We start from the raw sequence: 24789 nt of genomic DNA, 5'->3' as shown, positions 1-24789 counted from the left end.
CTTACTTATCTTTCTTGGTTGAAACCAGTGTTTTGACTGGTTCAAAACTGGTTCGGTGAATTGGGGTGACGCCTAGTTTTTCCAGTCCTTCTAGATGTTTAGCTGTTCCGTATCCTGCATTAGCTGTAAAATCATATCCAGGATATTGATCATCATAGTCCTTCATCAATTCATCCCGTGTCACCTTGGCCACTATAGATGCAGCTGCGATCGAGAGGGAGTTGGCATCTCCTTTGATGATTGCTGTTTGAAGAATCGGCAACTCCAGTTTCATGGCATCAATCAAGAGGTGCTCAGGTTGCGGACTGAGCTGGGAGATTGCTTCCTTCATAGCTAGTTTGGTAGCTTCATAGATATTGACTTGGTCGATGACCTGATTATCCATGATACCAATGCCGATTGATAAGGCTTGATCTTGAACAGCATGATAAATTTCCAGATGTTTCTTTTTAGGGATCTTCTTGCTATCGTTGAGGCCTTTAATCTTACAATTTTTTGGCAAAATAACAGCTGCAGCGATTACAGGTCCAGCCAGAGGACCACGGCCGACCTCGTCAACACCTGCAATTAGGGTCAATCCTTGCTGGTAAAGCTCTTTTTCATAGGAAAGCATAGTTTCCAAACGAAGGTCCTCATCCAGTTCAGCCTGTATGGCTTTCTTACGCTTGTTGATTTCCTTTTGAACTCCAGAACGAGGATCTTTTTCGAATTCTAGAAAAAGAGGATTGTCTAATTCTTTGACAGTAGCCAGAAGTTCTTTGATTTCTTTAATCGTCGTCATCGATGTCGTCCAATGTATCTAAGGTATAGTTACCGAGTTTTCCATCACGGACTTCCTTGACGAAGAGGCTGTAAAAGCGGTCGTAGTCGTCTCGGAAACCAAGGGCACGGGTCATATCCATGATAATAACAGGTGCTTCTTCTTCTATTTTCATTTGTTTGAAGCGTTCAGCTAGCTTTTCTGGATAATGTTTTTTGAAATAATTGAGACCAAAAATGGTCACTTCATCCATTGGGAGTAGTTGATCTTTAATTGCCCCTGTTAGGGCTAGTTTCAAAGCAACGGTTTCGTCTTCAAATTTAGGCCAAAGAATCCCTGGTGTGTCTAGGATTTCCAGGTCTTTATTGGTTTTGAGCCACTGTTGCCCCTTGGTAACACCTGGTTTATTGCCGACAACTGCAATCTTTTTCCCAGCCAAACGGTTCATGAGAGTTGACTTACCGGCATTTGGAATTCCGATAATCATAGTCCGCAAGGTTTCGATCTTGATACCTCGTTCTTTCTGGCGTGCAATCTTATCAGCCATGAGCTTTTTAGCGGCATCCGTCACAACTTTTACAGTCACTTGCTCTTTGGAGTTGATAGCCAGAGTTTGGATTCCCTGTGATTCAAAATACTGACGCCATTCTTTGGTCATTGCAGGATCAGCCAGATCTGCCTTATTCAAAATCAAAAGCTTTGGTTTATCACCCACAATCTTGGTTAACATAGGATTTTGACTAGATAAAGGTAGCCGAGCATCCACCAAAATCGTCACAAAATCAACAAACTTTAAATTCTCCTGAACTTGCCGCCGAGCCTTAGACATGTGACCCGGAAACCATTGAATAGTAGCCATAATATTTTCCCCTTCCGACTAAAAAAAACGTAGTAAAAACGTTTTCTTTCTTACTACCTATTCTATCATAAATGAGGAACTTTTGCACAGGCTTTGACCACAATAAATGATAAATAGTATTGGTCCGAAACATCCTTGATACCAGTAAGGATTTACTTGACTTTTTTTGTTTTCGGGTATATACTTAGTGTATACTAATTCGTGGAGGTAGTGCAATGAATACAGTAAAGACTCGAAAGGTGGGAAACTCTCTCACTGTGACCATTCCTAAAAATTTGGGTATGTCAGAAGGTCAAGAAATGGTTGTCTACAAAGGGATTGACGGAGTCATTGTCTTAGCTCCAAAACTGAAAGATCCTTTTGATGGAATTACTGATTTGAGAATGACAAACGATTTTGAAGGGGTAGGGTCACTTGATAGCGAAATTTGACTATATTCCTGAAAAGCAGGATATCATTTGGCTGGACTTTGATCCATCAGTCGGTCGAGAAATCCAGAAACGGCGACCTGCCTTGGTTGTTTCTAGGAGAGAATATGCCTTGCAAACTGGTTTTGTGGCTGTCTGTCCTATCACTCATGGCCAACGTCGTTTGGCAGAAAAAGGCTTGCTTGTTCCTGTCTCATCGGACAAGGTAGATGGCGCTGTCAATCCATTTCAACTGTATACCTTTGATTTTCGGATGCGTAATGCTCAAAAAATAACAAGAATGGACACGCAGTGTTTTCAGAAAGTCGTCCAACTTTACCAGTACATCTTTGGAGATACATAAATCCTACCTTGTTTATGCACGGTAGGATTTTTTCTATATGAGTAACCTATCTAAGAACGAGTGAAGGCAGTTTGACAAAATCCCTCTAATCCAGCTTTTTTGTGCTAATGATAGATGTTCTGCCTGAAGGCATTCTTTTAGAAAATCGCGGACTTGTTCTGGTGCAATCTCAAACTCAAAGGCTTTCATCTTGTAGAAAAAGTCGATGAGATGCTCAGATAAGTAATCATCTGAAAAGGGTACTTCACCATTTTTTCGATACTCTAGTAAGAGTCGAGAGAATCTAGCTTTTTCATCAGGCAAACCACTAAAATAAGAATTGAGAAGCCAAGTCTGCTTCTGCTTTCGTTCAATAGGATCTTGATTTGCAATACGCTGATCCTTTTCCAGCTCCTTTTGGTTTTGTTTAGCCTTGATAGCCCGTTCGTCTCTATTTTTACCAAAGAGGATTTTCTCCCATTTTCGTTCTTCTTGGGTCAAGGTTTCTGTAAAGCCAAAGTAATCTTGATAGGCTCGTTCTGCAGGTCCCATGGCAAGAATAAGATTGTCAGCGTATTGCTTAGCGATTTTATCTCTCTTCCTGCGTTCTTTCTCTGCCTGAATCCGTAAATGTTGCTCGTAGTCAATTTTCTCCTTGCCTAATTTGACAAGGTAGAGTTGGTCATCAGACTTCCCAAGTAGAAAAGGTTTGATACACCTTTCAAGGACTTCTTCTAGGCGAGCCTTCTTTTTTGGCTCTGCCTTGGTCCAACTTCCACCTTGAAAGACTTCTAGGAAAAGCTGGTAATCTTTCTCAGGTGCAAATTGATTGCCACGATTGGCTTTGAAAACACCTTTTTCCCAGAACCATTTTAGAAGTCGTTCGTCAAAGTCGCTTTTATTAACCTTGATTTTTTCCTTTTTCTTGACTTTTCTAGTCAGATTTTCAAGCTTTCTTAGAAGTTTTTCTTCCTCTTCTAGTTGCTGATCGAGGCCAATACGATGAAAATGACGAACACAATCGCTGCCAATCGGAAAGAGGCGTTGGCCTGTAACAGTATTAAAGAGTTCGTAGGCGTATTTAATGGCATTCCCACAGACACAATTACTACGACCAATGCCATTAAAAATCAAGGAAACTTCATTCCATTCCTTGGTTGCTTGATCCCAAGTATCGGCTTTTGAAGCCCGTAAAACCGCATCGTGCAAGGTTTTTCTAACTGGAAGTGGCATGAGGTCTCCTTTCTAGGTTATACTTTTACAACTTGAACCTCATCTTTACCGAGTAAAATCAGGTATTTCTCAATATTTTCAATCGAATAAGCTCTTGATAATGCCTCTCCGTATAAGGCTAACTGACCACGATAGCGGTCTATGAGTTGACTTGGTTGATCGTAACGGTCTGTCTTATAGTCGAAAAGAATAATTCTGTCCTCGTAAACTAGATAGCCGTCCAAGATCCCACGAACAACAAAGTCTTCCTGACTCTTTTGGTCGCGTTTGAGCATGGAGAAAGGTTGCTCGCGGTAGAGATGGTCGGTATTAGCGAGAATTTCCTGACCAAGTGGTGTATCAAAGAATGCTAAGATTTTGGAAAGATTGATTTTGTCTCTGACTGCTGGGCTGGTTTGAACTTGTTTGAGAGTATCTTTTAGGCTAGCAAGCGTTGGTTGTTGACTCAGGTCGATTCTTTGCATGAGTTCGTGGGTTGCACTACCAATCTCAGCTCCTGTTACCTTTTCTTTAGTTGAAAAATCTGGTAAATTGAAGCTGATTTGCTTCTCTGGTGATTTGGTTTGGTTAGTAATTTCTACCCCTTCCATATCCATAACGGGTTCGTAGAATTTCTTGATTTGACTTGGGGTTTGAACACTTGGTAGTTCAATGGCTGCGCGGTGGAGACTATTATAAACTTCCACCTCTTTCAGCATTTCCAGAGCTTCTTTGATGATTTCTGACTGGCGGTTGTCTGCTTGAGAGCTGTCTTGTAAAGGGCTCTTGTTTTCCAATTCCCCGATAGCTTCTCTGGTCAACTGGGCTTCACCAACAAAGCGATAGCTAAAGTTGAGATTGTCCTTGGCAAAAACTTTACTGATAGCCCAGATCCAATCTTGGAAATTTCTTGCTTGTAGTCTGGTATTACCATCTAATTTTCCATTGTTTGCTGCTGGGTATTCCTTGGCTTCTAGCTTTTCACGAGACCCCTTACCGACAAGATAAAGTTTTCTCTCCGCCCTCGTCATGGCAACATACAGCAGACGCATCTGCTCTGAATAGCTAGCCAGTTGCAATTCTTCTTCATTCTGGGTATAGGTAAGGCTGGGAATGGAGAGTTTGATGGTTTTAGGATAGTGTGCTTCCACTGCTCCTGTTTCCACTTTGGCAATGTATTTGACACCAAGCCCATTTTGACGACTGAGAATAACTTCTGACATCGAGTCTTGCTTGTTGAAGTCCTGATCCATGTTGAGGATAAAGACATAAGGAAACTCCAGTCCTTTGCTCTTGTGAATGGTCATGAGTTCCACGGCATCTTTAAGTGGAGCGACAGCTACGCTTGCGAGGTCATGCTGAGCCTCTAAAACTTGGTCAATCATACGGATAAAACGAGACAAGCCCTTGAAATTGCTCTTTTCAAACTGATCAGCTCGCAGAGCTAGGGCATAGAGATTAGCCTGTCTAGCAGGTCCGTTCGGCAAAGCCCCAACATAGTCATAATAAAAACGGTCGTTGTAAATCTTCCAAATCAAGTCATAGAGAGAGTGGGTTTTGGCATATAAGCGCCAAGAATCCAAGATGTCCATGAATTGGTTTAGTTTTTCAGCTAGTGTTGAGTGAATTAACTCTTTCTGGCTTGTTGCCTGTTTTTGAGCATTGACCAGTTTCTCATAGAGATTCTCTTGGACTTTATCTTCTGCTTTCTGGAGGGATAAACGTGCCAACTCGTCCTCATCAAAACCAAACATAGGAGACTTCATCAGAGCAACCAAGGCATAGTCTTGCAGAGGATTGTGAATGACACGAAGAGTATCTAGCATGACTTGTACTTCTAGGGATTGGAGATAGTTGTTTTGCTCGCCGTCTGTTTTAACAGGAATCCCATACTCAGACAGGGCAAGTATAATCTGGTCATTTCGACTGCGGCTAGAGGTCAAAAGGGCAATTTCCTTAAAGGCAACACCTTTTTCCTGATGAAGCTTCAGGATTTCCTTGATGACCAGGCGCATTTCCCCAGTGAGTTTCGTGTCTGCCTGACTCTCTTCCTTTTCTTGCCCATTATCGTCCTTATCGTAGAGGAGAAATTCTGCCTTGTTGTCTGGATTAGGAGTTAGTTTGGTATTGGCAAAAACAAGCTGGTGCATGCTGTCATAGTTGATTTCACCGACCTCTTGATCCATAAGGCGTACAAAAACATCATTGGTTGCAGACAGCACTTCTGAACTACTACGGAAATTTTCCTTGAGGAGAATCAACTTGCCTTCTTGAGGATTTTGCGCATAGCGTTGGAATTTTTCATTGAAAATCTGGGGATCTGCCTGACGGAAACGGTAGATAGACTGCTTGATATCTCCCACCATAAAGCGATTGTGACCATTCGACAGCAATTCCAGCATTCGTTCTTGAATGTGGTTGGTATCCTGATACTCATCAACCATGACTTCGTGGAATCTCTCCTGATAAGCCTCGCGGACTTGTGGGAAATTCTCTAAAATTTCAATGGTGAAATGACTGATATCAGCGAATTCAAAGGCATTTTCTTGGCGTTTACATTCACGATAAGCCTCCACAAAATCACTCATAAAGGTTTGGAAGGTTTTAGCTAGCTCCCAAGTATCTTCATGATAACGTTCTTGATAGTCGAGAATGGTTATCTGGTCCGCCAGTTGTCCTAGTTTAGCAAACTTGGCCTTTCTCTCATCGTTATAGGCATCAGCCAGTGGCTTCAAATCGGCCTTACGACTGGAGTTAGCTAGAGATCGACCATTTTTCTCCTTAGAGATGGCGATAATACGCGCAAGCACAGCTTGATAAGCCTGGCTATCGGACTCTTGATTTAAGGAGCCAATTTCATCCAGAACCAGCTGCACATTTTCTAAATAGGCAGCTTTTGGAAACTCATTGGCATCGTTATCCAGATGATAACGGAAGAAACTTTCCAAGTCCCAAAGCGCCTGCTTTATTTGCTCAGTTAGTTTGTCTTTTTCAATTACAAAGTCAGCTGTTTCAAATCCTTTGAGGAAAGAGTTACTCAACCATTTTTGTGGACTGCTGGTGGATTGAAGAAAATCATAGATTTTGTAGACTTGCTGGCGCAGACCTCGTTCATCCTTACCTCGTCCAGCAAAGTTCTTGACCAAGCGACTAAAGTTTTCTTTATTTTCACCTTGGTAATGGGCTTCAAAAACCTGATGAAAAACTTCGTTTTTTAAGAGTAACTGTTCACTTTCATTTTGTAGAATACGGAAATTCGGTGCGATATCAATCAGATAGCCATGTTTGCCAAGGAATTTTTGTGTGAAAGAGTCCATGGTTCCGATGGCAGCGTTTGGCAGGTCTGCCAACTGACGTCCCAAGTGTTGTTTGAGATCAACATCGTTACTTTCTTGGATTTGTTGGCTAATTTTTTTCTCCAAACGTTCCTTAAGCTCTGTAGCAGCCTTGACGGTAAAGGTTGAGATAAAGAGTTGGCTGATTTCCACGCCACGCGCCAATTGATCCAGAATACGCTCTGCCATGACAAAGGTCTTCCCTGAACCAGCAGACGCTGAAACAAGAATATTCTGCCCTGCCGTATAAATGGCTTCGATTTGCTCAGCTGTTTTCTTCTGTTCCTTGCTCGAACTCGCTTCTGCTTCTTGCAGTTTTTGAATCTCTTCCTCAGTTAAAAAGGAAATGGGCTTCATCGATTCAACTCCTCTCTCATTTTCTCAAACCAAGCTTGCTTGAGTTTTTCTCCGACCAGACGCTTGCCGTCAGCTACTTCTAACTTTTCTAGGAAACGGGCTTGTCCCAAGTGGTAATTGGATTCAAATCCAGTGATGGCTTGGTGTTGCTGGACATACGGGGCAATACTTCTGCCGTTTTCTGTGTATGGATTAATGGCAAAATGGCCTTCTAAAATCTTCTCAGCTGCCTTCTTGTAAAGATGGGCATTGTAGTCCAATAAGAGCTGGAATTCCTCGTCTGTCAGCTGATTGGCCTTGTTTTTGTTATAAAATTCGCCCAAATGACTGCTTTCTTTTTCTAAAAAGAGTCCTTGGTATTTCATTGATTTGCTGGCTTCTGCTACTGCTCCAGCCAGACTTTTAACAGCTAATAAAGATTGGACAGGCTCAGCCATTTCCAAGTACATGGCACCGAAAAAGTTCTGCTCCCCTTCTCTTTTTAGGGCAGCAAGATAGGTTGGCAGTTGGGAATTGAGCCCATTAAAGAAATGAGGAAACTGGAACTGAGTCAGACTAGACTTGTAGTCCACCACTCCTAGCGCTCCATCAGCTTTCAAACGGTCGATTCGGTCAACCTTGCCTCGCACATGGACACTGCGACCATTATCCAATTGAATAAAGGCCTGATCTTTACCACCAAATGTTGCTTCCTCTTGGATGGTTTCAATGGCTGGATTATGACGAAGAATGTGGCCCGTAGTTCGCGCGACATCAAGTAGAACTTCCTTGGTAAACTGGGCTTCCAAACTTTCCTGATAAATAGCTTCAAATTCGCGTTCTTGGCTGGTTTCCTTGATAGCTTGCTCCAGTCGTTGGTCAAACGGATTTTCAGCAGGCAGTTTCAAGGCACGTTCAAAAATACGGTGCAAGAAATTCCCATGACTGCGAGCATCTGGACGCAGGCGCAATTCTTCCTGCAAACCTAAGACATAACGGAGGAAATAACTGTATTCATTGCGGTAAAACTCCGTTAAACCAGAAGTAGACAGGTAAAACTCCTTGTCAGCTGGATAGAGAGCCTGCAAGGTCTCTTTCTCTAATGGCTTGCTGCTTGGGCTAGTTGGGAGTGCAGGATTTGTAAGACCTTTTTGATCAAGTTTTTTCCCCATCACACGCGCTAGAACCTTGACAAAGGTCACATCTTGCTCATTTTCACTAGAACCTGCCTGCTGATGATAGGCAACAAGGCTAGACAAAAGACTGTGATAAGAACCCATATCATCCTTAGACAGACCTTTGTGATGAATCTTCTTCTCTGTCCGATTAAATCCAAAACTCACCAGTTCTTGAAGATAGGCCGATTCCTTACTCTCATTTTCATTGAGGAGACTTGGAGCGGATAACACCAACTGCTTACGAGCAGCATTGGCTAAGGAAAGCATGGTATAGCGATTTTTCTTGAGGTTTTCACTACTTGCAATCAGTAATTGCGCTCCCTCCTCAGTTGCTTGATTTAGACTTTGTCTTTCTTCGTCTGTCAAAAGACTGGTGTTTTGCGCGATTTTTGGCAAATGATCCTGAGTCAGCCCGATGGCGTAGACAAAGTCAGCTGTCAGAGGGGCAATCAGATCGTAACTTTGCACCAGAACGGTGTCCACTGTCGCTGGAATGGTACGATACTGGGATAAGCTCATTCCAGAATGGAGCAAGGCTAGGAAATCCTCTAGACTAACCTGTGTACCAGCGAAAACGGTCGCAAATTGTTCTAAAACATGGCAGAAGGCTTTCCAAACTTCGTCTTGTCTTTCCTGTTCTAGAGTTTCCATAGTAGCTGTCAATTCTTGCATCTGCTTGCTTAAAGCAGCATTTTTTAGAAAAGTATTCCACTTTTGCAAGAGATTTTCAGTCTTTTGCTTCCGACTGGCAAATAAGGTTTCAAGTGGCGCCAAAACTCGCAGACGAAGGGCATTCAAGCGTTCTAAATCAAATTTTCCATGATGGGAATTTGTGAAGTTCTGCTGAAAAGCTGGCAAGCCATTGATGCCAAGATAGCGGATATATTGCTCAAAAGCATCAATATCCGCTTGGCTAAGGTCGGTATATAAACCTGTTCTAAGAAGATTAATCAAATCTTCCTGACGGAAACGGTAGCGTTTCAAACGCAAAATAGATTCGACATACTGGGTTAAGGGATGATGGGCCATGGATTCACTTCTACCTAGATAGAAAGGAATCTGGTACTGGTCAAAAATGGTTTTCAGTGATAACTGGTAAGAAGCCACATCCCCTAAGAGAATGCGAAAATTCTTGTAACTCAGTTCTGGATGGTCATGTAATTTCTGACGAATAGCGCGAGCCACCAACTCCAACTCTTCCTTTTGTGTCAAACAAGACCAAATTTGCAGATTTTCACGGTCCTTCTCATCGATATCCAAGGTGAGTTCTGAGAAATCATAAGAAGACTCTAGCAAACGAGAGGCCTTGTCAAAACTATCCATTTTCTCATGAGTCTGAGAACGATCCTGAGCAGGCGTTTGGTATTTTGCACCCAAATGATGAAGAAATTCCACACTGGCTTGATAGAGATTCCCTTCAGTGAACGGACTAGTATAGGCTTTCTTGCTTGCATAAGCCCCAATAACAATCTCGACACCTTTTCGATGGAGCAGATCCACCACATGCTCTTCCTCAGCAGAAAAACGGGTAAATCCGTCAATGATTAAGGCAATCTGACTAAAATCACTACTTACCTTGTCATTCTCAATAGCCTCAATCAAATGGGACAACTGACTTCCCTGAGCCAACTGACCTTGATTGAGATAGGCAGTCACTTTCTCAAAAATCAAGAGTAAGTCTGCCCGCTTATCCTCATCCGTCAAACTTTCCAAGTCCAAAAAGCTCATCTGAGCAGTCGTCATCTCATGATAAAGTTCAACCAACTGCTGGATAAATTGAGTATCCTGCTTAATCGCACCATAAACACGCAAGTCCTTGGGATCTAGTTCGGCAAGGCATTTATAAAAAGCCATCCCAAGCCCGATGTCATCTAGACTCGTCTTAGTTGGCAAATCATTCAAGATCAGGTAACGAGCCATCTGAGCAAAACGCGTGACGGTAATCGCAAAAGAAGCCTGCTGGGACAAGCATTCCAGCACGGCGCGTTCCTTTTCAAAAGAAAGAGAGTTGGGGGCGATGTAGAAAACCCGCTTGCCTGCAGCAACTAGCTCTTCTGCCTCTCTCGTTAAAATTTCAGTCAAAGAAGTCCGAATATCAGTATAAAGTAATTTCATCTCAGCCTCGTTTGCTTTATCAAAGTTTCTTACTCTATTATAGCAAAGTTCGTTTCACAGTCCAAATACAAAATTCTAGTTGACAATCATTTAATTAGCAAATCAATCATGCTTCATCATCCACTTTCATATGCTGAAAGATATAGAGAAAAAAGTCTTTGGAAACTTCAAAATGTCCATAACGAAGTCGAGAAGTATAGTCTCTCCATTCAGGATGCTGTCTGGCTATTTCTATGGAACAATCTTTGACTGGCTGATAATACTCAACATTTCGTCTAAAGGGAAAGAATCCTTCGAATTGCTCTACTTGATAGGCTTTGTCATCTGTAATTTTACCTACGGCCACAAAAGCCTGTAACTTATCTTGACCGTTCATATCGTATTTCGGACTATAGTATAAAAGATAGTCACCTTTTTTCATACGATTTAAGGGGCCACCCTTTCCATGACAGACCTGGCAAAAATTCCCTTCAACTCCTCTTAAAACATGGTTCTTTGAAACAACTCCGACCCAATATCTAGGCATTTTTATCCTCCAACTCTACTAACAAACGATTAAAAACTTCTCTATCGTTAGATAGTTTTTCAAAAAATTCTTCATCAACACCTTCTACTAAAGGTAAAGCTTGATTGACCTTCTCTGCGCCAGACTTCGTCACTGAGACCAGTTTTGCCCGACTATCCTTTGGATGTTGATCGCGTTTAATGTAGTCCTTGTTCTCCAGTAGCCTAACAATCTGGGAAACCGTCATGACATCCATACCAGAGAACCGAGCAATATCAACTTGCGTTACATATTCCTCTCTATTAGACAGAAACAAAAGCGAAGTCAAAACGATAAATTGAGGCAAAGTAAGACCAACTGATTTCAAGACTCTTTTTAAGTTACTTTCCCACTTGTTGTAAACTTTAATGAAAAGAAGACCTGTAGACTCTGTTTCATCATTTTTGTAAATTGAATTAAATTGATACTTTGACATTATTTCTCCTTAAATATTAAGTATACATATTATATAAGATTTTATTTTCTTTTTCAAGAAAAGGAAAGTCGAATGTTACTATTCTGTCGGACATTTCATAGTCTATATGCTATAATAAAAGCAAAACACCTAGAAAAGGAAGTCTTATGATTAAACTACTAGCCTTGGATATGGACGGAACCCTCCTCAATGAAGCCAAGGAAATCCCGCAAGCCCACATCACTGCCATTCACCAAGCTATTGAAAAAGGTGTCAAACTGGTTCTCTGTACAGGTCGTCCGCTTTTTGGTGTTCTTCCTTACTACAAAAAACTGGGACTGGACCTCCAGAACGAGTACGTCATCGTCAATAACGGTTGTTCAACTCACCAGACCAGTGACTGGGGGCTAGTTGACTGGCAGGAACTTAGTCCAGCTGACATCGAATACCTCTATGACCTAGCTGAAAAAAGCGACGTCCAGTTAACTCTTTTTGATGAGGAACATTATTTTGTCCTCGGTGGCAAGCCCAATCAAATCGTTCAAAATGATGCCAAGCTAGTCTTTTCAGACCTGACTGAAATCTCCCTTGAGGAGGCGACCAGTGGCAAATATCGAATGTTCCAAGGTATGTTTTTAGGAACCAAAGAGCAAACAGACGATTTTGAGCAACGGTTTGCTGAGGAACTCTGCCAACGATTTAGCGGAGTTCGTTCACAGCCTGTCATTTATGAAGCCATGCCACTTGGAACGACAAAGGCTACTGCTCTTTCTCGACTAGCAGCGATTTTGAAGATCGAGCCCTCAGAAATTATGGCCATGGGCGATGCCAATAACGATATCGAAATGCTTCAGTTTGCAGGACTTGGCATTGCAATGGGAAATGCCAGCGACCATGTCAAATCCCTTGCTAATGACGTTACAGCCAGCAACGAAGAAGACGGCGTTGCGCGTGCCATTGAGAAGTATATTTTATAGTAAAAAAAGCCCAGTTCATATCAACTGGGTTTTGTTTCTTTTAAGAATTACAAAACTTTAGAAACTCTTTAGAATTACTTGATGTTTCTTTGATTTCTATACCTTATACTAAAGTTAGAAAAATAAATCAAAAGGAGAAAATCATGAAAACAGTACTCGAAATTCATGGACTGACCAAACAATTTGCTAACCAAGCTATTCTTCAAGATCTTAGTCTAACCATAAAAGAGGGAGATATTTATGGTCTAATTGGAAAAAACGGAGCAGGTAAAACTACTCTTATCAAAATAATTACTCAATTATTGTTTGCGGACAAAGGTACAGTTTCCCTCTTCTCTAGCCAAGAACAAAATGAGTGGACCAAGGCCTTATCTCGAGTAGGTTCAGTTATCGAATCACCTGTAGCTCACAATCACTTGACAGCTTATCAAAACCTTAAATATTATTGTATGATACGTCATATTCCAAATGCTGATAAGGTGATTCAGGAGACCTTGGACTATGTTGGCTTGTCAGATACAGGTAAAAAAGTCTTTCGTGATTTCTCACTAGGAATGAAACAAAGACTTGGTATCGCCATTGCCCTCCTAACAAAACCCGACTTCCTGATTCTTGATGAACCTATTAATGGTCTCGATCCGATTGGAATCAAAGAATTTCGTCTCATGATCCAGCGACTCAATCAAGAAAAAGGCATAACTATACTCATCTCTAGTCATATCTTGTCAGAACTCTATCTCTTAGCTAATCGCTTTGGTATTCTGGATCAAGGTAAGATTATCCGTGAAATCAGTAAAGCTGAATTTGAAACACTGAGTGAGGATTATATTGTGCTTAAAACAAGTGATAAAGAAAGAGCTTGTCAGGTATTGAAAGAACAAATCCAGCTCCAGTTTAAGGTTGTAAACCCTGAAAATGAAATCCATATCTTTGGTAATGAACAAGATGTTAAACAGATTCTCAAGCAACTAACTTTGTCCGATGTTGCTATTGATGAGATTTACTTTGCCCGTCAAAACCTAGAAGAATACTTCACCCAATTGGTAGAATAGGAGAAAAATCATGATACATACCATTCAAGCAGATTTTTACCGTCTTTTCCGCTCCAAAGGATTCTGGATTACAGAATTCATTCTCTTTGTACTTATGTTACTGGGTGCTACTATTGGCGCTACAGGGCATCTAATGTCAGTTCAAGCAGCACCACCTGAGCTTCCTACCCATGGTTGGAATGGGATAGAAGCTCTAATCAACGCGTCAAATAACGGCTCAAACCTCGTTTTCCTCTGTATTATTCTAGTGTGTTTAGTTCTTGGGGTCGATCTAATCGGCAAGCTTTATAAAAATAGTTTGACAGTTGGTGTTTCTCGTACAGAATTTTTCCTTGCTAAATTCTTTGTACTAGCAAGTATCGCTCTCTTACAACTCATCACAAGTCTTGTGATTGCCTTTATTCCCGCGACTCTACTAAATGGACTTGGTACAATACCTGATGGTTTTGTTACTAATCTCCTCTTGACGATTTCCCTTCAATTTCTATGCCTTCTCGCTTGGCTTTCGATTGTCTCCTTTATTCTCTACCTAACTCATTCTTATCTTGCCGTATTTATTGGTTATCTGATTAGCTCTATCGTCCTTTCTATTCCAATTCTTGTTTTCCCAGACATTGAAATTCTTAGATATTTAATTCTAGATTTTGCCTATGCTATGACCACTAATAGTCAAGCTATTCTCTATACCATCACGGTTTGCGTAACAGTCATACTTTTCTTCTCTTTCAGTGGACTGATTATTTTCAAGAAGAAAAGCTTATAAAAAGGACCTCCTCTAGGATATAGAGGAGGTTTCTTCTGTTAAAGATAAATAAAGACTGAAAACCATTCTCCATCAGTGGCTAGCTTCATATCCGCTCCAAGAAGATGAACTAATTCCTCAGTAATATAGAGACCTAAACCAGAGGATTCTTCGGTATCTGACATATTTTCAGAATAAAAACGATTGCTGAGATTGTCTATATTCTTGATAGGTTTTTTGACTAGATTATCAATTTCCAAAACAAGTCTATTTTCTTCCTTTTTCAAGGAAAGTCGAGCCTTCTCCTTGCCGTGCTTGAGAACATTTCCAAGGAGGTTTTGTATAATTCGATCAAGCAAGTCCTCATCAGTCGTCGTTTTCAATCCTGGTTCAACGTTAAAATCAAGAACAATATGTGAAGATTGAAAAACGTCGTAATAAGCTAAAGTCTTTTTCGTTATAAAAGTTGATAAATCAGGTTCTTCCAGTTTCGGTTTGACTGCGCCTTCCATCAAATGACGGTATTCGAGGAGAGCCTCCAACCGTTTGGAAACCAAATCCTGATGATGGGCTATTTTATTTAAGGTTTCTGAACTATTATCGGGGTGTTTTATTAGTTGCTGAGTGTATCCTGAAGCGATTGTTAAAGGTGTCCGAATATCATGAGCAATGTTACTGATTGCCATATCTAGGGTGCGTTTTTCACGCTTCATGATTAGCTGGTTTTGCTCCACTTCTTGAAATAGATTCTCAATTTGGTTATGTAGACGCAAAATGGTCTTTGAAAAGAAATTTACACCGATCCTCTTCATGCTACCAGAGCGAATCTTTTCTTCGATTTGTCTGCTTAAATCTCTAATTGCTATATGATAGCGAATCAAAGAAATCGCCAAAATGATGTTAATGAGGAGCAATATAGATATCAAAATGTAAATCATTACTTATCTCCTTTTAATCGAACACCAACTCCCCAAACGGTTTCGATGTACTCGTGATTTGGATCCAGTTGATGCAGTTTTTTACGGAGATTGCTTAGATGGGTGTTGAGCGTATTGTCTCCAGGCAGGTAACTTTCTTCCCAAATCAATTCATAGAGTTCTTCCTTGGTGAAGATCTTTTTAGGGTACTGGAGCAACATTTGGAGAATCTGACACTCTTTCTTTGCAAGGCGAATGGTTTCAGTTGCGTTACTTATTTCAAAACTATCCGCATCGAACTGGATATTTTTAAAGTTTTGTACGAAGTTATCAATTTCTCTTCGATCTCCTGACTGATGTTCACCACTTTGGCGTAATTGCACGGTGACTCTGGCAAAGACTTCGTCCAAATCAAAAGGTTTTACTACATAATCATTGGCACCGTCTAGTAGATATTGGCTGATGAGCTTTTTATCACCTAAAGCAGTAAGCATGATGACCGGAGTCTGACTAGTTTGTCGAATAGCTTGCAAGACTTGGTCGCCATTTTTCCCAGGGAGCATGATATCTAGCAAGACGAGATCAATGCCACCTTTGTCAAATTGCATGATACCTTCTGTCCCAGAAAATGCTTGAATCACCTCGTGTTCCTCTGCAAGAAGGGTTCTTAAGATTTCCTGGATTTCATTATTATCTTCAATTACAAGTATGCTCGCCATAAACCTCGTCCTTTCTAAAACTATTATAACATGTTTTGTTGGGAATTCCAGATACAGAAAAGCTCCTCTCACATTTTAAGCAAGAAGGAGCTAATGAGTATTGAATCTACTTAACTAAATAAGCAATCAAGGCTATAATCCATAGATGCGCTGGGTAGAAAATATAAAAGAAATATTTACTCCAACTAGTTTCTTTTCCTCGCTGTCCATTATACAAAGCCATAAAAGGAAAGACGGTGATAAAGAGCCAGTCAGAATTGTAAAGCATCATTTCCAGTGTTTGGTGCCAAGTGTCGTAAATTTGGATGGAAGTCACTAACAAGAAGGCCCACAGAAAGGCATAGAGGAGATTTCGCAAGCCCTTGCGATTTCGACAAGAGTAACTAATCAAGAGAAATGGTAGCATGGTGATGCCCCCCTCAGTAAAAAGACACCCGAAAATCAAGAGCCCAGCAAGCCCAATACGACGCCACAACTTCTCCTTTTTATCCAACTCTTTTCTGGGAAAACCAATCCAAAGCATGGTAACACCGATGGCCAAAGTCAAGAAAATATTATTAGTAACCATTACACCCTTAGAGGCAAACAGAGTATTGAGAAGGCTATTTCCAGCAAACATGATCAGCGCCCAAGACCAGAGACGGATGAGGTAGTTTTTCAAGTTTCGAGTATAGATAAAACCTTCCATAGCCATATACGCAAACCAAACTCCCACACAACGGGTCAAGGCGTGAAAGATACCTTCCCACAAAGGAGAAACGATCCCGGTGATATGAGGGATATGGTCCAGAACCATTACTGCCGCCATCAGATACTTCAACTGTGTCGCATTCCATTTTTTCATAATAAACCTCTTTCTTTTTTATCTACATAGAGTATAGCATACATTTCCGCGTATAATCGTACACCTATCTTACATTTAAAAAGCCTATCTTACATTTTTGTAAGACAGGCATGAATATTAAATGTTTATTATGAAATTTACCTTCTAGTCCGTAATTCGTTGGTACATTTCGGGTCTTCTATCACGAAACAGTCCCCAATTTAGGCGCTCGCTTGCTCCCTTATCAAGGTCATAAGTTGCTAACAGAACAGCTTCTCCTTGTCTTTCAGCTCTCTCTAGAATAGCTCCTGTTTCATCCGTCATAAAGGAGGAACCGTAGAAGTCAAGACTAGAACTCTGTCCGCCATTTTCCTCACTAGGAGTGACTTCTTCCAAACCGTAACGATTGGCTGCAATGACTGGGACAATATTTGCTGCTGCGTGCCCTTGCATGGTACGTTGCCAGTGACCACAACTATCTGTATCTAAGATAGGCTCTGAACCGATAGCGGTTGGGTAAAAGAGCAATTCTGCCCCATTCAACGCAAGACAGCGCGCCGTTTCAGGAAACCATTGATCCCAACAGATGCCAATCCCAATCTTAGCATAGCGAGTATCCCAGACCTTGAAACCAGTGTTACCAGGCGTAAAGTAAAATTTTTCTTGATAATAATGATCATCTGGTATGTGGGTCTTCCGATAAACGCCCAGCACTTCTCCATCAGCATCAATGACGGCGATTGAGTTATACAAGACATTGCCATCTTTCTCGTAGAAACTGATGGGTAAAACGACCTTTAGCTCCTTGGCAATGGTTTTAAAATGCTGAATGGCTGTATTTTCTGTCACCGACTGAGCATGCTGGTAGTAGTCATACTGGCGTTCCTGACAGAAATAGGGACGTTCAAACAACTCGGGCAAGAGAATAATTTGTGCGCCTTGTTCTGCAGCTTGACGTACTAGACGTTCCGCTGTTTGGATATTTGTCGCCACATCCTTGGCGCATTGCATCTGGATCGCTGCAACTTTTACATTTCTCATCTTTTTCTCCTATTCTGGGATTTGTTGGGTGATACAGTGAATATTGCCACCACCTAAGAGAATATCTCTGGCTGGAATTCCTACGACCTTACGGTCTGGGAAACACTTGCTGAGGATATCTAGGGCCACTTGGTCGTTTACATCCTCAAACTGGGGCACTAAGACAGACTTGTTTGCAATATAGAAATTGACATAGGAAGCTGCAAGACGTTCACCTGCATAACGCTCTTCTTCCCCTTCTTCATAGATGTAGCCTGACAAATCTTCTTCAGTAACGACTTGTAGATTAGCTGGAATAGGAAGCTTATGAATAGTGAAAGTGCGACCTTTTGCATCCGTTTCCTTTTCTAAAAGGGCAAGGTCAGCTGCAGACATGGCATACTGGGGATCGTTTTGATCATCTGTCCAAGCCAAGACAAGTTCAGCAGGACCAACGAAAGCTGCAACATTGTCAACGTGTTCATTGGTTTCGTCCTGATAAATACCATAAGGAAGCCAAATAACTTTTTCAGCACCGAGGCTTTCTAATAAAGTGTTTTCAATTTCCTCTTTAGTCAGGTGAGGATTACGCCCAGGACTAAGCAAGCAACTTTCAGTCACAAGAATCGTTCCTTGACCATCGCTATGGATTGCGCCACCTTCCAGTACAAAAGGTTTGGCATCGTAAACAGGCATTTCCAAGGCCTCAGCAAAATGACTGGCTACTTGGTCATCATCTTCATAATCTTGATAAAGACCATCAACAGCACCACCCCAGGCATTGAAAGACCAATCGACTGCCAACTTGTCTCTTTTATCATTGACGAGAATAGTCGGACCAGTATCACGGGCCCAGGCATCATTGGTAGGAATATCTAGATAAACGACCTTGTCTCCGAGATAGGATTGGGCTTCAGATAGATGGTCCCGTTCCACCAAAAGATAAACAGTTTCCCCTTCTGCTATGGTCTTGATAATTTGGCTAAATGCTTTTTTTGCAGCCTTTCCTTGAAAAGGCCATGAACCTGGTCGAGTCGGCCATATCATGAGGGTGCCATGATGGGGTTCGTACTCTGCTGGCATACGATAGCCTGCTTTTTTCGGAGTTTCTATCATGATAATCTCCCTTTAAAATCTTGATAGCCAAAGGCTTTGACTAAGCTGCAGTCACCCTGCTCGTCCATAAGATAGAGACTTGGCAATCCAATACCGTTAAAGGTATTATTTTTGACAAAGGAGTAGATTGCCATGTCTTCAAAGTAAAGTCTATCACCGATTTGGACTGGATTTTCAAAACTATAATCACCAATCACATCACCCGTCAGACAGGTATTAGAAGAAAGTCTATAGGTATGGGCTTTTTCACGCGCATCAAATCCGTTTCTCAAAGGTGGACGATAGGGCATTTCAAGTACATCTGGCATATGGCAGGTCGCAGAGGCGTCTAAAACCAAGATTTCCATACCGTTTTCGACAATGTCCAATACTTCAGTTGCTAGATAACCCGCATTGAGCGCAATAGCTTCACCCGGCTCGATATAGACTTCAAGATTGTAAGTATCTCGGATACGTTTGATTTCAGAAATCAGCAAATTCACATCGTAGTCTTCTCTTGTGATGTGGTGTCCTCCACCCATATTGAGCCATTTGACTTCATGTAAATAAGGTCCAAACTGTTCTTCTACAGCTTTCAAAGTTATCTCTAAATCATCTGCCCCCTGTTCACAAAGGGTATGAAAATGAAGCCCATCCACCAAGTCCAGCAAATCACTCGGTATCTTGTCTAAGCTAACTCCAAAACGGGAGCCAGGTGCACAAGGATCGTAGAGCGCGTGATCTCCTTGAGTTGAACACTGAGGGTTGAGGCGCAAACCGACACTGATACCAGCCTCTCGGCAACGAGGACCGTGTTTACGCAACTGTCTCTCGGAGTTAAAAACGATATGGTCAGATATTTGTAGTAGCTCTTCCATATCTGATTCCTTGAAAGCAGGCGCAAAGACATGGACTTCCCCCGGAAACTCTTCTCTAGCTAACTTAGCTTCATAGAGTCCACTAGCCGTTGTACCAGATAGATACTGGCTAATCATGGGGTAGGTTTTGTAGAGAGAATAAGCCTTCTGGGCCAGTAAAACCTTGCAGCCCGCTTCTTCCTGAACTTGCTGTAAAATATGGCAATTGGCTTCTAACTTGGCCAAGTCAATGACATAGGCTGGTGTGGGTACTTGTTCTAGCTTCATTAGTCCACCATTTGTGGATTTTCAACCACAACCCAAGGTAAGCCGTACTCATTCAAAGCTTCCATGAATGGATCTGGATCCAGTTCTTCAAGATTATACACTCCAGGTTGTCTCCAAGTCCCATCCATCACTAATTTTGTCCCAATCATAGCTGGAACACCAGTCGTGTAAGAGATTGCCTGTGAACCAACTTCTGCGTAGCATTCCTGATGGTCGCAAACATTGTAGATATAGATAGTCTTTTCAACGCCATCTTTGACACCTGTAAAGATACATCCAATATTGGTTTTACCAACTGTACGTGGGCCAAGGCTGGCAGGATCTGGAAGCAAGGCTTTTAAGAATTGAATCGGCACAATGTCTTGTCCATTAAAGTTAATAGCATCCGTACGAAGGAGACCAACGTTTTCCAAGCATTTCATATGCGTTAGATAGGATTGGCCGAAAGTCATAAAGAAACGAATCCGTTTGACACCAGGAATGTTTTTCGCCAATGATTCAATTTCTTCATGGTGAAGGAGATACATGTCTTTTTGTCCAACTTGAGGGAAATCATACTCACGCTTGATAGACATAGCTTCGACTTCAACCCATTTTCCATCTTCCCAGTAAGAACCTGGCGCAGAAACCTCGCGGAGATTGATTTCTGGGTTAAAGTTTGTCGCAAATGGATAACCGTGGTCACCTCCATTACAGTCTAAAATGTCGATATAGTGAATTTCGTCAAAATAGTGTTTGAGAGCATAGGCTGAAAAGACACTAGTCACACCTGGGTCAAAACCAGATCCAAGCAGAGCGGTTAAGCCTGCTTCTTTGAATTTCTCCTGATAAGCCCATTGCCATGAGTAGTCAAAGTAAGCTGTAAAACCAAGTTCCTTGCAACGTTTTTCATAAATGGCGCGCCATTCTGGGTCTTCTGTATCTTCAGCCTCATAGTTGGCAGTATCGATATAGTGGACACCTGTCGCCAAACAAGCATCCATGATGGTTAAATCTTGATATGGGAGTGCTACATTCAAAACGGCTTCTGGCTTGTAGCTTTCAATCAAGGCAATCACTTCTTCAACCTTGTCAGCATCAAGAGCAGCAGTTTCAATTTTTGTACTTGTTTTGCCTTCCAGTTTAGCCTTCAAGTCATCACATTTTGACTTGGTACGGCTAGCAATCATAATTTCTGTAAAGGTTTCGCTATCTTGGCAAATCTTTGAAATAGCAACTTGGGCAACGCCCCCACATCCGATAACTAGTAAACGACTCATTTTTTTCCTTCCTCTTCTTCTAAAATGTCCTCAACATACTTGGGCAACATAAAGGCTCCCACGTGTAAGTTTGCAGTATAGTATTCCGTGAAAAGCTGGCGTTTTTTCCAACCTTCCTTGTCAAAATCTTTGATAGGGTGGTATTTTTTCGATGCAAATCCAAACAACCAATAGCCAGCTGGACTGGTTGGGATATGCGCCTGATAGACCCGGCTGATTGGAAAGGCTTGATTGACCTTGCGGTGCATGCTTCGGCAAGCTGACTCATCCTCGTCAAAGAAAGGACTCCCATGCTGATAAATCATGATACCGTCTTCTTTGAGAGCTCTGTAACTGTTTCCGTAAAATTCCTTGGTAAAGAGCCCTTCCGTATGTCCAAATGGATCTGTCGCATCGTTGATGATAATATCGTAATCATCCTCACAGTTTCTCAAAAATCGCAGTCCATTTTGATAATAAATCGTAACACGAGGGTCATCTAGCCCTGCAGCAAAGTCTGGGAAATACTCACGACAGACCTCAACCAACATCTCATCTGGTTCCACAATATCGATTTGTTCCAATTCTGGATACAGTGTCAAAACTTGTGCAACACCACCGTCGCCACCTCCAATAACCAAGACTTTCTTGGGATTTGGGTGGACAGCCATGGGAACGTGTACCGTCATTTCGTTGTAAACAAAATCATCCGCATCTGAAAACAAGACGTGCCCATTTAAAATCAGTATTTTCCCAAAAGCTGGAGTATCCAAGACTTCGATATCCTGCCATTCACTTTTTCCAGCATAGAGTTGCTTGGCAGTTCTCAAGGATAATTTCACATCTGGAGTATGAACTTCAGAAAACCACAAATCCATCTAGTTCTCCTTTCTATCAATAACGTTGATGTGATTGACTTCTGGATCTTCCGTCCCTTGGAGGGAGCAACCACGTTCTTTGGCAAATAGGATATAATCCACAATTTCTCGTGTAATACGTTCACCCGGTGCTAGGATTGGAATCCCTGGAGGATAACACATGACAAATTCTCCACAGACCTGTCCAACAGATTCGTCTAAAGTCAAACTTTTTCTCTCTGAATAGAAGGCTTCTTGCGGAGACAGCACTAACTCGGGCTGGATATACTCTCCAGCAATCAAATCTTTTCCATCTCTTGAGTAGAGTCTCTTGATATCAGCCAAAGCACCGACCAAACGCTCGATGTCTTGGATGCGGTCACCAATGGAAATGTAGGCCAATATATTGCCAATATCCCCGAATTCAATCTGAATATCGTATTCATCTCGCAAGAGATCATAAACCTCTATCCCTGTTAGCCCAATTCCCTGAGTGTAAACTGACAGCTTGGTCACGTCAAAATCACAGACCGACACACCGTCTATGAGCTCTTTTGAGTAGGCATAGTAACCACCGATAGCATTGATTTCACGACGAGCGTATTCGGATAGCTCAATGACTTTCTCAAAAGACTCTTTACCACGAAGAGCTAAGTTCCGTCGAGAAATATCCAAACTAGCCATCAACAAGTAAGAGGCAGATGTAGACTGGGTCAGGTTGATGATCTGACGAACGTACTCAGGGTTCATCTGCTCCCCGATAAGTAAAATGGAGCTCTGAGTCAAACTCCCACCAGACTTATGCATAGAGACCGCCGCCATATCAGCACCCGCATCCATAGCAGACAATGGCAATTTGTCTGTAAAATGCAAATGCGCTCCATGGGCTTCATCCACTAAAACCAACATTCCCGCTTCATGAGCCATTTCCGTTAAACCCTTGAGGTCTGAACAAATCCCATAGTAAGTAGGATTGTTGATTAGGATAGCTTTAGCATCTGGATGTTCCTTAATGGCCTGGGCCACACGATCATTTTCAAGACCTAAAGCGATGCCGATTTTAGGATCCACACTCATCTCGATATAGATGGGAATGGCACCGCATAGAACCAGAGCATTGATAGCAGATTTGTGGACATTTCGTGGCAGAATAATCTTATCTCCTGCCTTACAAGTTGAAAGAATCATAGTTTGAACTGATGAGGTTGTTCCCCCAATCATGAGAAAGGCATGGGCTGCACCAAAAGCATCCGCAGCTAACTCCTCCGCATCTCGAATAATCGAAATAGGATGACCAAGATTATCCAAGGGTTTCATCGAATTGACATCGATACCAACGCATTTTTCTCCTAACAGTTCGACAAGTTCCGGATTTCCTCGTCCACGCTTGTGACCTGGCACATCAAAGGGAACAATCCTTTTCTTGCGTAGCTTGACCAAGGCCTCGTAAATTGGGGCTTGGTTTTGATCTAACTTCTTCAAGACTTACTCCTTTACCGTATTTTTAGCACCTCAAGAAGATAAAGGCGACTAAAGGTTGACTTATGAAAAAAGAGCAGGTTTTCACCTGCTCTGCAATCTTCTGACGTGTGTATTTTGGTTTCTGTTGAGTATGTCTGTTCCCGATGTTTCCTAACTCTCTAGTAGCAAATATTACGTACTTTATTGATCGTTTCACAAGATGACGTGTGCTTTCACCACACTAAAAATTTATGAATTAGGACAAGCGTCCTAACATCAACTTATAAAAGTAGGCTTTTAACCCTATCAATAATGTGGCTTTTCAACCACGCTTCGGCATTCAACCCTGCCTGTCCGTAGGCATTTTTTACTCGGGTTTATATTTGCTAGAAAACATCTTCTCATTTTCTAAGCCTTATAACTATATCATGTTTATAAAAGCTTGTAAAGCATTTTGTGAAACTTTTTTAAATAATTTTGTTTTTTGTTCGTCAAATTCTGTTGAACTATAAAAAGAAATCGTTTTAAATCGTTATCTGCATAAGAAAAAAGAAACTACAGACATTAACTTCTTCAATAATTCTTCAAGTATAACTTGATATTGAAAATCAGTTCTTTTCATCAGATTTTATACACATTTCTAGCTAGGAAGTGCGAATCAACTGCTCCAATTCTACTTCTGAAAGCTGGCCTTGATTGTAAAGTTTTCTAAGTAAGTCCTCATCTACGGTAATTGAATAGTAATCCGTCACAAACTCATGAAATTTCTCAAAACTGTCAAAGAAATAGGATAACAACCATTCGCCACCGTCCTGCTCTTGGTAGGTATTTTGATGCTCTTGACCGTCATACCAGATAAAGAAAGTTGTTTCATCTTTTTGCTCTTCTGAGTATAGGTTTTGATACTTTTCATCTAGTCCTCTATAAAATCCGTCTATGATGTCTTGATCCCACTCGTCAGCAGCAAATTGACTCAAACTGCTTTCATGATCAAAGCCCTTTATAAGGATCATTTTATCAGTGAAAATCACATCTAGAGAATCACCAGAACCGTTGTCGATAAGGTAACGGATTCCGTAGCTTCCCTCAGTCTTAAAGATCAATCGAAGCCAGGTCTCATTTGGATCTGTTCGATACTCATCAATGACAAGTAAGGCATCTAAACGTGTCTTTGCATTTTCCCATTCAATTTTTCCCATCTCTTTAATCCTCCATCTTAAAGTTTAAAATCTATTATGC

Annotated in this window: 22 protein-coding genes; 5 read left to right on the top strand and 17 right to left on the bottom strand. The window is 41.5% G+C overall.

Annotation, left to right across the window (positions count from 1 at the left end; all coding sequences use genetic code 11):
* Position 1 precedes the first annotated feature (1 nt).
* Together HMPREF2991_RS03830 and ylqF are read right to left on the bottom strand one after the other, a co-directional pair.
* On the bottom strand, positions 2-781 hold the full coding sequence (locus tag HMPREF2991_RS03830) for a ribonuclease HII (RefSeq protein WP_070567371.1): 780 nt from the start codon (positions 779-781) through the stop codon (positions 2-4).
* Positions 768-1619, bottom strand: a complete 852-nt coding sequence (gene ylqF / locus HMPREF2991_RS03825; protein WP_000201310.1) for a ribosome biogenesis GTPase YlqF — start codon at positions 1617-1619, stop codon at positions 768-770. The genes HMPREF2991_RS03830 and ylqF overlap by 14 nt, the downstream gene beginning before the upstream one ends.
* Positions 1620-1834: 215 nt before the next feature.
* Between ylqF and mazE the strand changes: the two genes are divergently transcribed.
* Positions 1835-2050: a type II toxin-antitoxin system PemI/MazE family antitoxin gene (gene mazE / locus HMPREF2991_RS03820; RefSeq protein WP_070567369.1), complete on the top strand. Its 216-nt coding sequence runs from the start codon at positions 1835-1837 to the stop codon at positions 2048-2050.
* Positions 2034-2390 (top strand): type II toxin-antitoxin system PemK/MazF family toxin, encoded by a 357-nt coding sequence (locus tag HMPREF2991_RS03815; protein WP_070567367.1) that lies wholly within the window; start codon positions 2034-2036, stop codon positions 2388-2390. The genes mazE and HMPREF2991_RS03815 overlap by 17 nt, the downstream gene beginning before the upstream one ends.
* 33 nt (positions 2391-2423) lie before the next feature.
* On the opposite strand, the gene HMPREF2991_RS03810 is transcribed toward HMPREF2991_RS03815, so the two are convergent.
* The 5 genes from HMPREF2991_RS03810 to HMPREF2991_RS03790 all read right to left on the bottom strand — a co-directional run bounded on the left by HMPREF2991_RS03810 (position 2424) and on the right by HMPREF2991_RS03790 (position 11525).
* Complete coding sequence (locus HMPREF2991_RS03810) at positions 2424-3602, bottom strand: hypothetical protein (RefSeq protein WP_070567365.1); 1179 nt, start codon at positions 3600-3602, stop codon at positions 2424-2426.
* A 17-nt stretch (positions 3603-3619) separates the two neighbouring features.
* Positions 3620-7273, bottom strand: a complete 3654-nt coding sequence (gene addA / locus HMPREF2991_RS03805) for a helicase-exonuclease AddAB subunit AddA (RefSeq protein ID WP_070567363.1) — start codon at positions 7271-7273, stop codon at positions 3620-3622.
* On the bottom strand, positions 7270-10545 hold the full coding sequence (rexB, locus tag HMPREF2991_RS03800; RefSeq protein WP_070567361.1) for an ATP-dependent nuclease subunit B: 3276 nt from the start codon (positions 10543-10545) through the stop codon (positions 7270-7272). The genes addA and rexB overlap by 4 nt, the downstream gene beginning before the upstream one ends.
* A gap of 106 nt (positions 10546-10651) precedes the next feature.
* Entirely contained in the window at positions 10652-11071 is a 420-nt protein-coding gene (locus tag HMPREF2991_RS03795; protein WP_070567359.1) for an EVE domain-containing protein, read from the bottom strand.
* Positions 11064-11525, bottom strand: coding sequence for a MarR family winged helix-turn-helix transcriptional regulator (locus HMPREF2991_RS03790; RefSeq protein WP_070567357.1), 462 nt, complete (start codon positions 11523-11525; stop codon positions 11064-11066). Before HMPREF2991_RS03790 ends, HMPREF2991_RS03795 begins: the two co-directional genes overlap by 8 nt.
* Before the next feature lie 146 nt (positions 11526-11671).
* Here HMPREF2991_RS03790 and HMPREF2991_RS03785 point away from each other — a divergent pair, with 146 nt between their 5' ends.
* The 3 genes from HMPREF2991_RS03785 (at position 11672) to HMPREF2991_RS03775 (ending at position 14296) form a co-directional block, all read left to right on the top strand.
* Positions 11672-12481 carry a Cof-type HAD-IIB family hydrolase gene (locus HMPREF2991_RS03785; protein WP_070567355.1) on the top strand — a complete coding sequence of 270 codons (810 nt, stop codon included), beginning with the start codon at positions 11672-11674 and terminating at the stop codon, positions 12479-12481.
* A gap of 143 nt (positions 12482-12624) precedes the next feature.
* The gene (locus HMPREF2991_RS03780) at positions 12625-13533 is read left to right on the top strand and encodes an ATP-binding cassette domain-containing protein (protein ID WP_000859671.1); all 909 of its coding nucleotides are present in this window, start codon (positions 12625-12627) and stop codon (positions 13531-13533) included.
* A gap of 10 nt (positions 13534-13543) precedes the next feature.
* On the top strand, positions 13544-14296 hold the full coding sequence (locus HMPREF2991_RS03775; protein WP_000581970.1) for an ABC transporter permease: 753 nt from the start codon (positions 13544-13546) through the stop codon (positions 14294-14296).
* A gap of 38 nt (positions 14297-14334) precedes the next feature.
* Here HMPREF2991_RS03775 and HMPREF2991_RS03770 read toward each other — a convergent pair whose 3' ends face one another.
* The 10 genes from HMPREF2991_RS03770 to HMPREF2991_RS03725 form a co-directional block, all read right to left on the bottom strand.
* Positions 14335-15213 (bottom strand): sensor histidine kinase, encoded by an 879-nt coding sequence (locus HMPREF2991_RS03770; RefSeq protein ID WP_000639366.1) that lies wholly within the window; start codon positions 15211-15213, stop codon positions 14335-14337.
* Positions 15213-15911 carry a response regulator transcription factor gene (locus HMPREF2991_RS03765; protein ID WP_070567353.1) on the bottom strand — a complete coding sequence of 233 codons (699 nt, stop codon included), beginning with the start codon at positions 15909-15911 and terminating at the stop codon, positions 15213-15215. The genes HMPREF2991_RS03770 and HMPREF2991_RS03765 overlap by 1 nt, the downstream gene beginning before the upstream one ends.
* Before the next feature lie 106 nt (positions 15912-16017).
* The gene (locus HMPREF2991_RS03760) at positions 16018-16755 is read right to left on the bottom strand and encodes a TraX family protein (RefSeq protein WP_070567351.1); all 738 of its coding nucleotides are present in this window, start codon (positions 16753-16755) and stop codon (positions 16018-16020) included.
* A gap of 144 nt (positions 16756-16899) precedes the next feature.
* Entirely contained in the window at positions 16900-17775 is an 876-nt protein-coding gene (gene aguB, locus HMPREF2991_RS03755) for an N-carbamoylputrescine amidase (protein WP_001246712.1), read from the bottom strand.
* A 9-nt stretch (positions 17776-17784) separates the two neighbouring features.
* The gene (gene aguA, locus HMPREF2991_RS03750; RefSeq protein WP_070567349.1) at positions 17785-18870 is read right to left on the bottom strand and encodes an agmatine deiminase; all 1086 of its coding nucleotides are present in this window, start codon (positions 18868-18870) and stop codon (positions 17785-17787) included.
* Positions 18867-19994, bottom strand: coding sequence for a carboxynorspermidine decarboxylase (gene nspC, locus HMPREF2991_RS03745; protein ID WP_070567347.1), 1128 nt, complete (start codon positions 19992-19994; stop codon positions 18867-18869). Before nspC ends, aguA begins: the two co-directional genes overlap by 4 nt.
* Complete coding sequence (locus HMPREF2991_RS03740; protein ID WP_070567344.1) at positions 19994-21253, bottom strand: saccharopine dehydrogenase family protein; 1260 nt, start codon at positions 21251-21253, stop codon at positions 19994-19996. The genes nspC and HMPREF2991_RS03740 overlap by 1 nt, the downstream gene beginning before the upstream one ends.
* Positions 21250-22110, bottom strand: a complete 861-nt coding sequence (gene speE, locus HMPREF2991_RS03735; RefSeq protein WP_000366710.1) for a polyamine aminopropyltransferase — start codon at positions 22108-22110, stop codon at positions 21250-21252. Before speE ends, HMPREF2991_RS03740 begins: the two co-directional genes overlap by 4 nt.
* A complete protein-coding gene (locus tag HMPREF2991_RS03730) occupies positions 22111-23571 on the bottom strand; it encodes an aminotransferase class I/II-fold pyridoxal phosphate-dependent enzyme (RefSeq protein WP_070567342.1) in 1461 nt (486 codons plus the stop codon). It lies immediately after the preceding gene.
* A gap of 623 nt (positions 23572-24194) precedes the next feature.
* Positions 24195-24749, bottom strand: a complete 555-nt coding sequence (locus HMPREF2991_RS03725) for a hypothetical protein (RefSeq protein ID WP_070567340.1) — start codon at positions 24747-24749, stop codon at positions 24195-24197.
* Between the last annotated feature and the right edge of the window lie 40 nt (positions 24750-24789).

It is taken from the genome of Streptococcus sp. HMSC072D07 (assembly GCF_001814835.1).
In the GTDB taxonomy this organism is placed as follows: Bacteria; Bacillota; Bacilli; order Lactobacillales; family Streptococcaceae; genus Streptococcus.
Note: the sequence above shows the minus strand (reverse complement) of the source record. Positions and strands in the feature narration are given on the sequence as shown.

Excerpts from the sequence above, each read along its gene's own strand:
- HMPREF2991_RS03830 (WP_070567371.1), bottom strand. The coding sequence starts at position 781 with ATGACGACGATTAAAGAAATCAAAGAACTTCTGGCTACTGTCAAAGAA.
- ylqF (WP_000201310.1), bottom strand. The coding sequence starts at position 1,619 with ATGGCTACTATTCAATGGTTTCCGGGTCACATGTCTAAGGCTCGGCGG.
- mazE (WP_070567369.1), top strand. The coding sequence starts at position 1,835 with ATGAATACAGTAAAGACTCGAAAGGTGGGAAACTCTCTCACTGTGACC.
- HMPREF2991_RS03810 (WP_070567365.1), bottom strand. The coding sequence starts at position 3,602 with ATGCCACTTCCAGTTAGAAAAACCTTGCACGATGCGGTTTTACGGGCT.
- addA (WP_070567363.1), bottom strand. The coding sequence starts at position 7,273 with ATGAAGCCCATTTCCTTTTTAACTGAGGAAGAGATTCAAAAACTGCAA.
- rexB (WP_070567361.1), bottom strand. The coding sequence starts at position 10,545 with ATGAAATTACTTTATACTGATATTCGGACTTCTTTGACTGAAATTTTA.
- HMPREF2991_RS03795 (WP_070567359.1), bottom strand. The coding sequence starts at position 11,071 with ATGCCTAGATATTGGGTCGGAGTTGTTTCAAAGAACCATGTTTTAAGA.
- HMPREF2991_RS03790 (WP_070567357.1), bottom strand. The coding sequence starts at position 11,525 with ATGTCAAAGTATCAATTTAATTCAATTTACAAAAATGATGAAACAGAG.
- HMPREF2991_RS03785 (WP_070567355.1), top strand. The coding sequence starts at position 11,672 with ATGATTAAACTACTAGCCTTGGATATGGACGGAACCCTCCTCAATGAA.
- HMPREF2991_RS03780 (WP_000859671.1), top strand. The coding sequence starts at position 12,625 with ATGAAAACAGTACTCGAAATTCATGGACTGACCAAACAATTTGCTAAC.
- HMPREF2991_RS03775 (WP_000581970.1), top strand. The coding sequence starts at position 13,544 with ATGATACATACCATTCAAGCAGATTTTTACCGTCTTTTCCGCTCCAAA.
- HMPREF2991_RS03770 (WP_000639366.1), bottom strand. The coding sequence starts at position 15,213 with ATGATTTACATTTTGATATCTATATTGCTCCTCATTAACATCATTTTG.
- HMPREF2991_RS03765 (WP_070567353.1), bottom strand. The coding sequence starts at position 15,911 with ATGGCGAGCATACTTGTAATTGAAGATAATAATGAAATCCAGGAAATC.
- HMPREF2991_RS03760 (WP_070567351.1), bottom strand. The coding sequence starts at position 16,755 with ATGAAAAAATGGAATGCGACACAGTTGAAGTATCTGATGGCGGCAGTA.
- aguB (WP_001246712.1), bottom strand. The coding sequence starts at position 17,775 with ATGAGAAATGTAAAAGTTGCAGCGATCCAGATGCAATGCGCCAAGGAT.
- aguA (WP_070567349.1), bottom strand. The coding sequence starts at position 18,870 with ATGATAGAAACTCCGAAAAAAGCAGGCTATCGTATGCCAGCAGAGTAC.
- nspC (WP_070567347.1), bottom strand. The coding sequence starts at position 19,994 with ATGAAGCTAGAACAAGTACCCACACCAGCCTATGTCATTGACTTGGCC.
- HMPREF2991_RS03740 (WP_070567344.1), bottom strand. The coding sequence starts at position 21,253 with ATGAGTCGTTTACTAGTTATCGGATGTGGGGGCGTTGCCCAAGTTGCT.
- speE (WP_000366710.1), bottom strand. The coding sequence starts at position 22,110 with ATGGATTTGTGGTTTTCTGAAGTTCATACTCCAGATGTGAAATTATCC.
- HMPREF2991_RS03725 (WP_070567340.1), bottom strand. The coding sequence starts at position 24,749 with ATGGGAAAAATTGAATGGGAAAATGCAAAGACACGTTTAGATGCCTTA.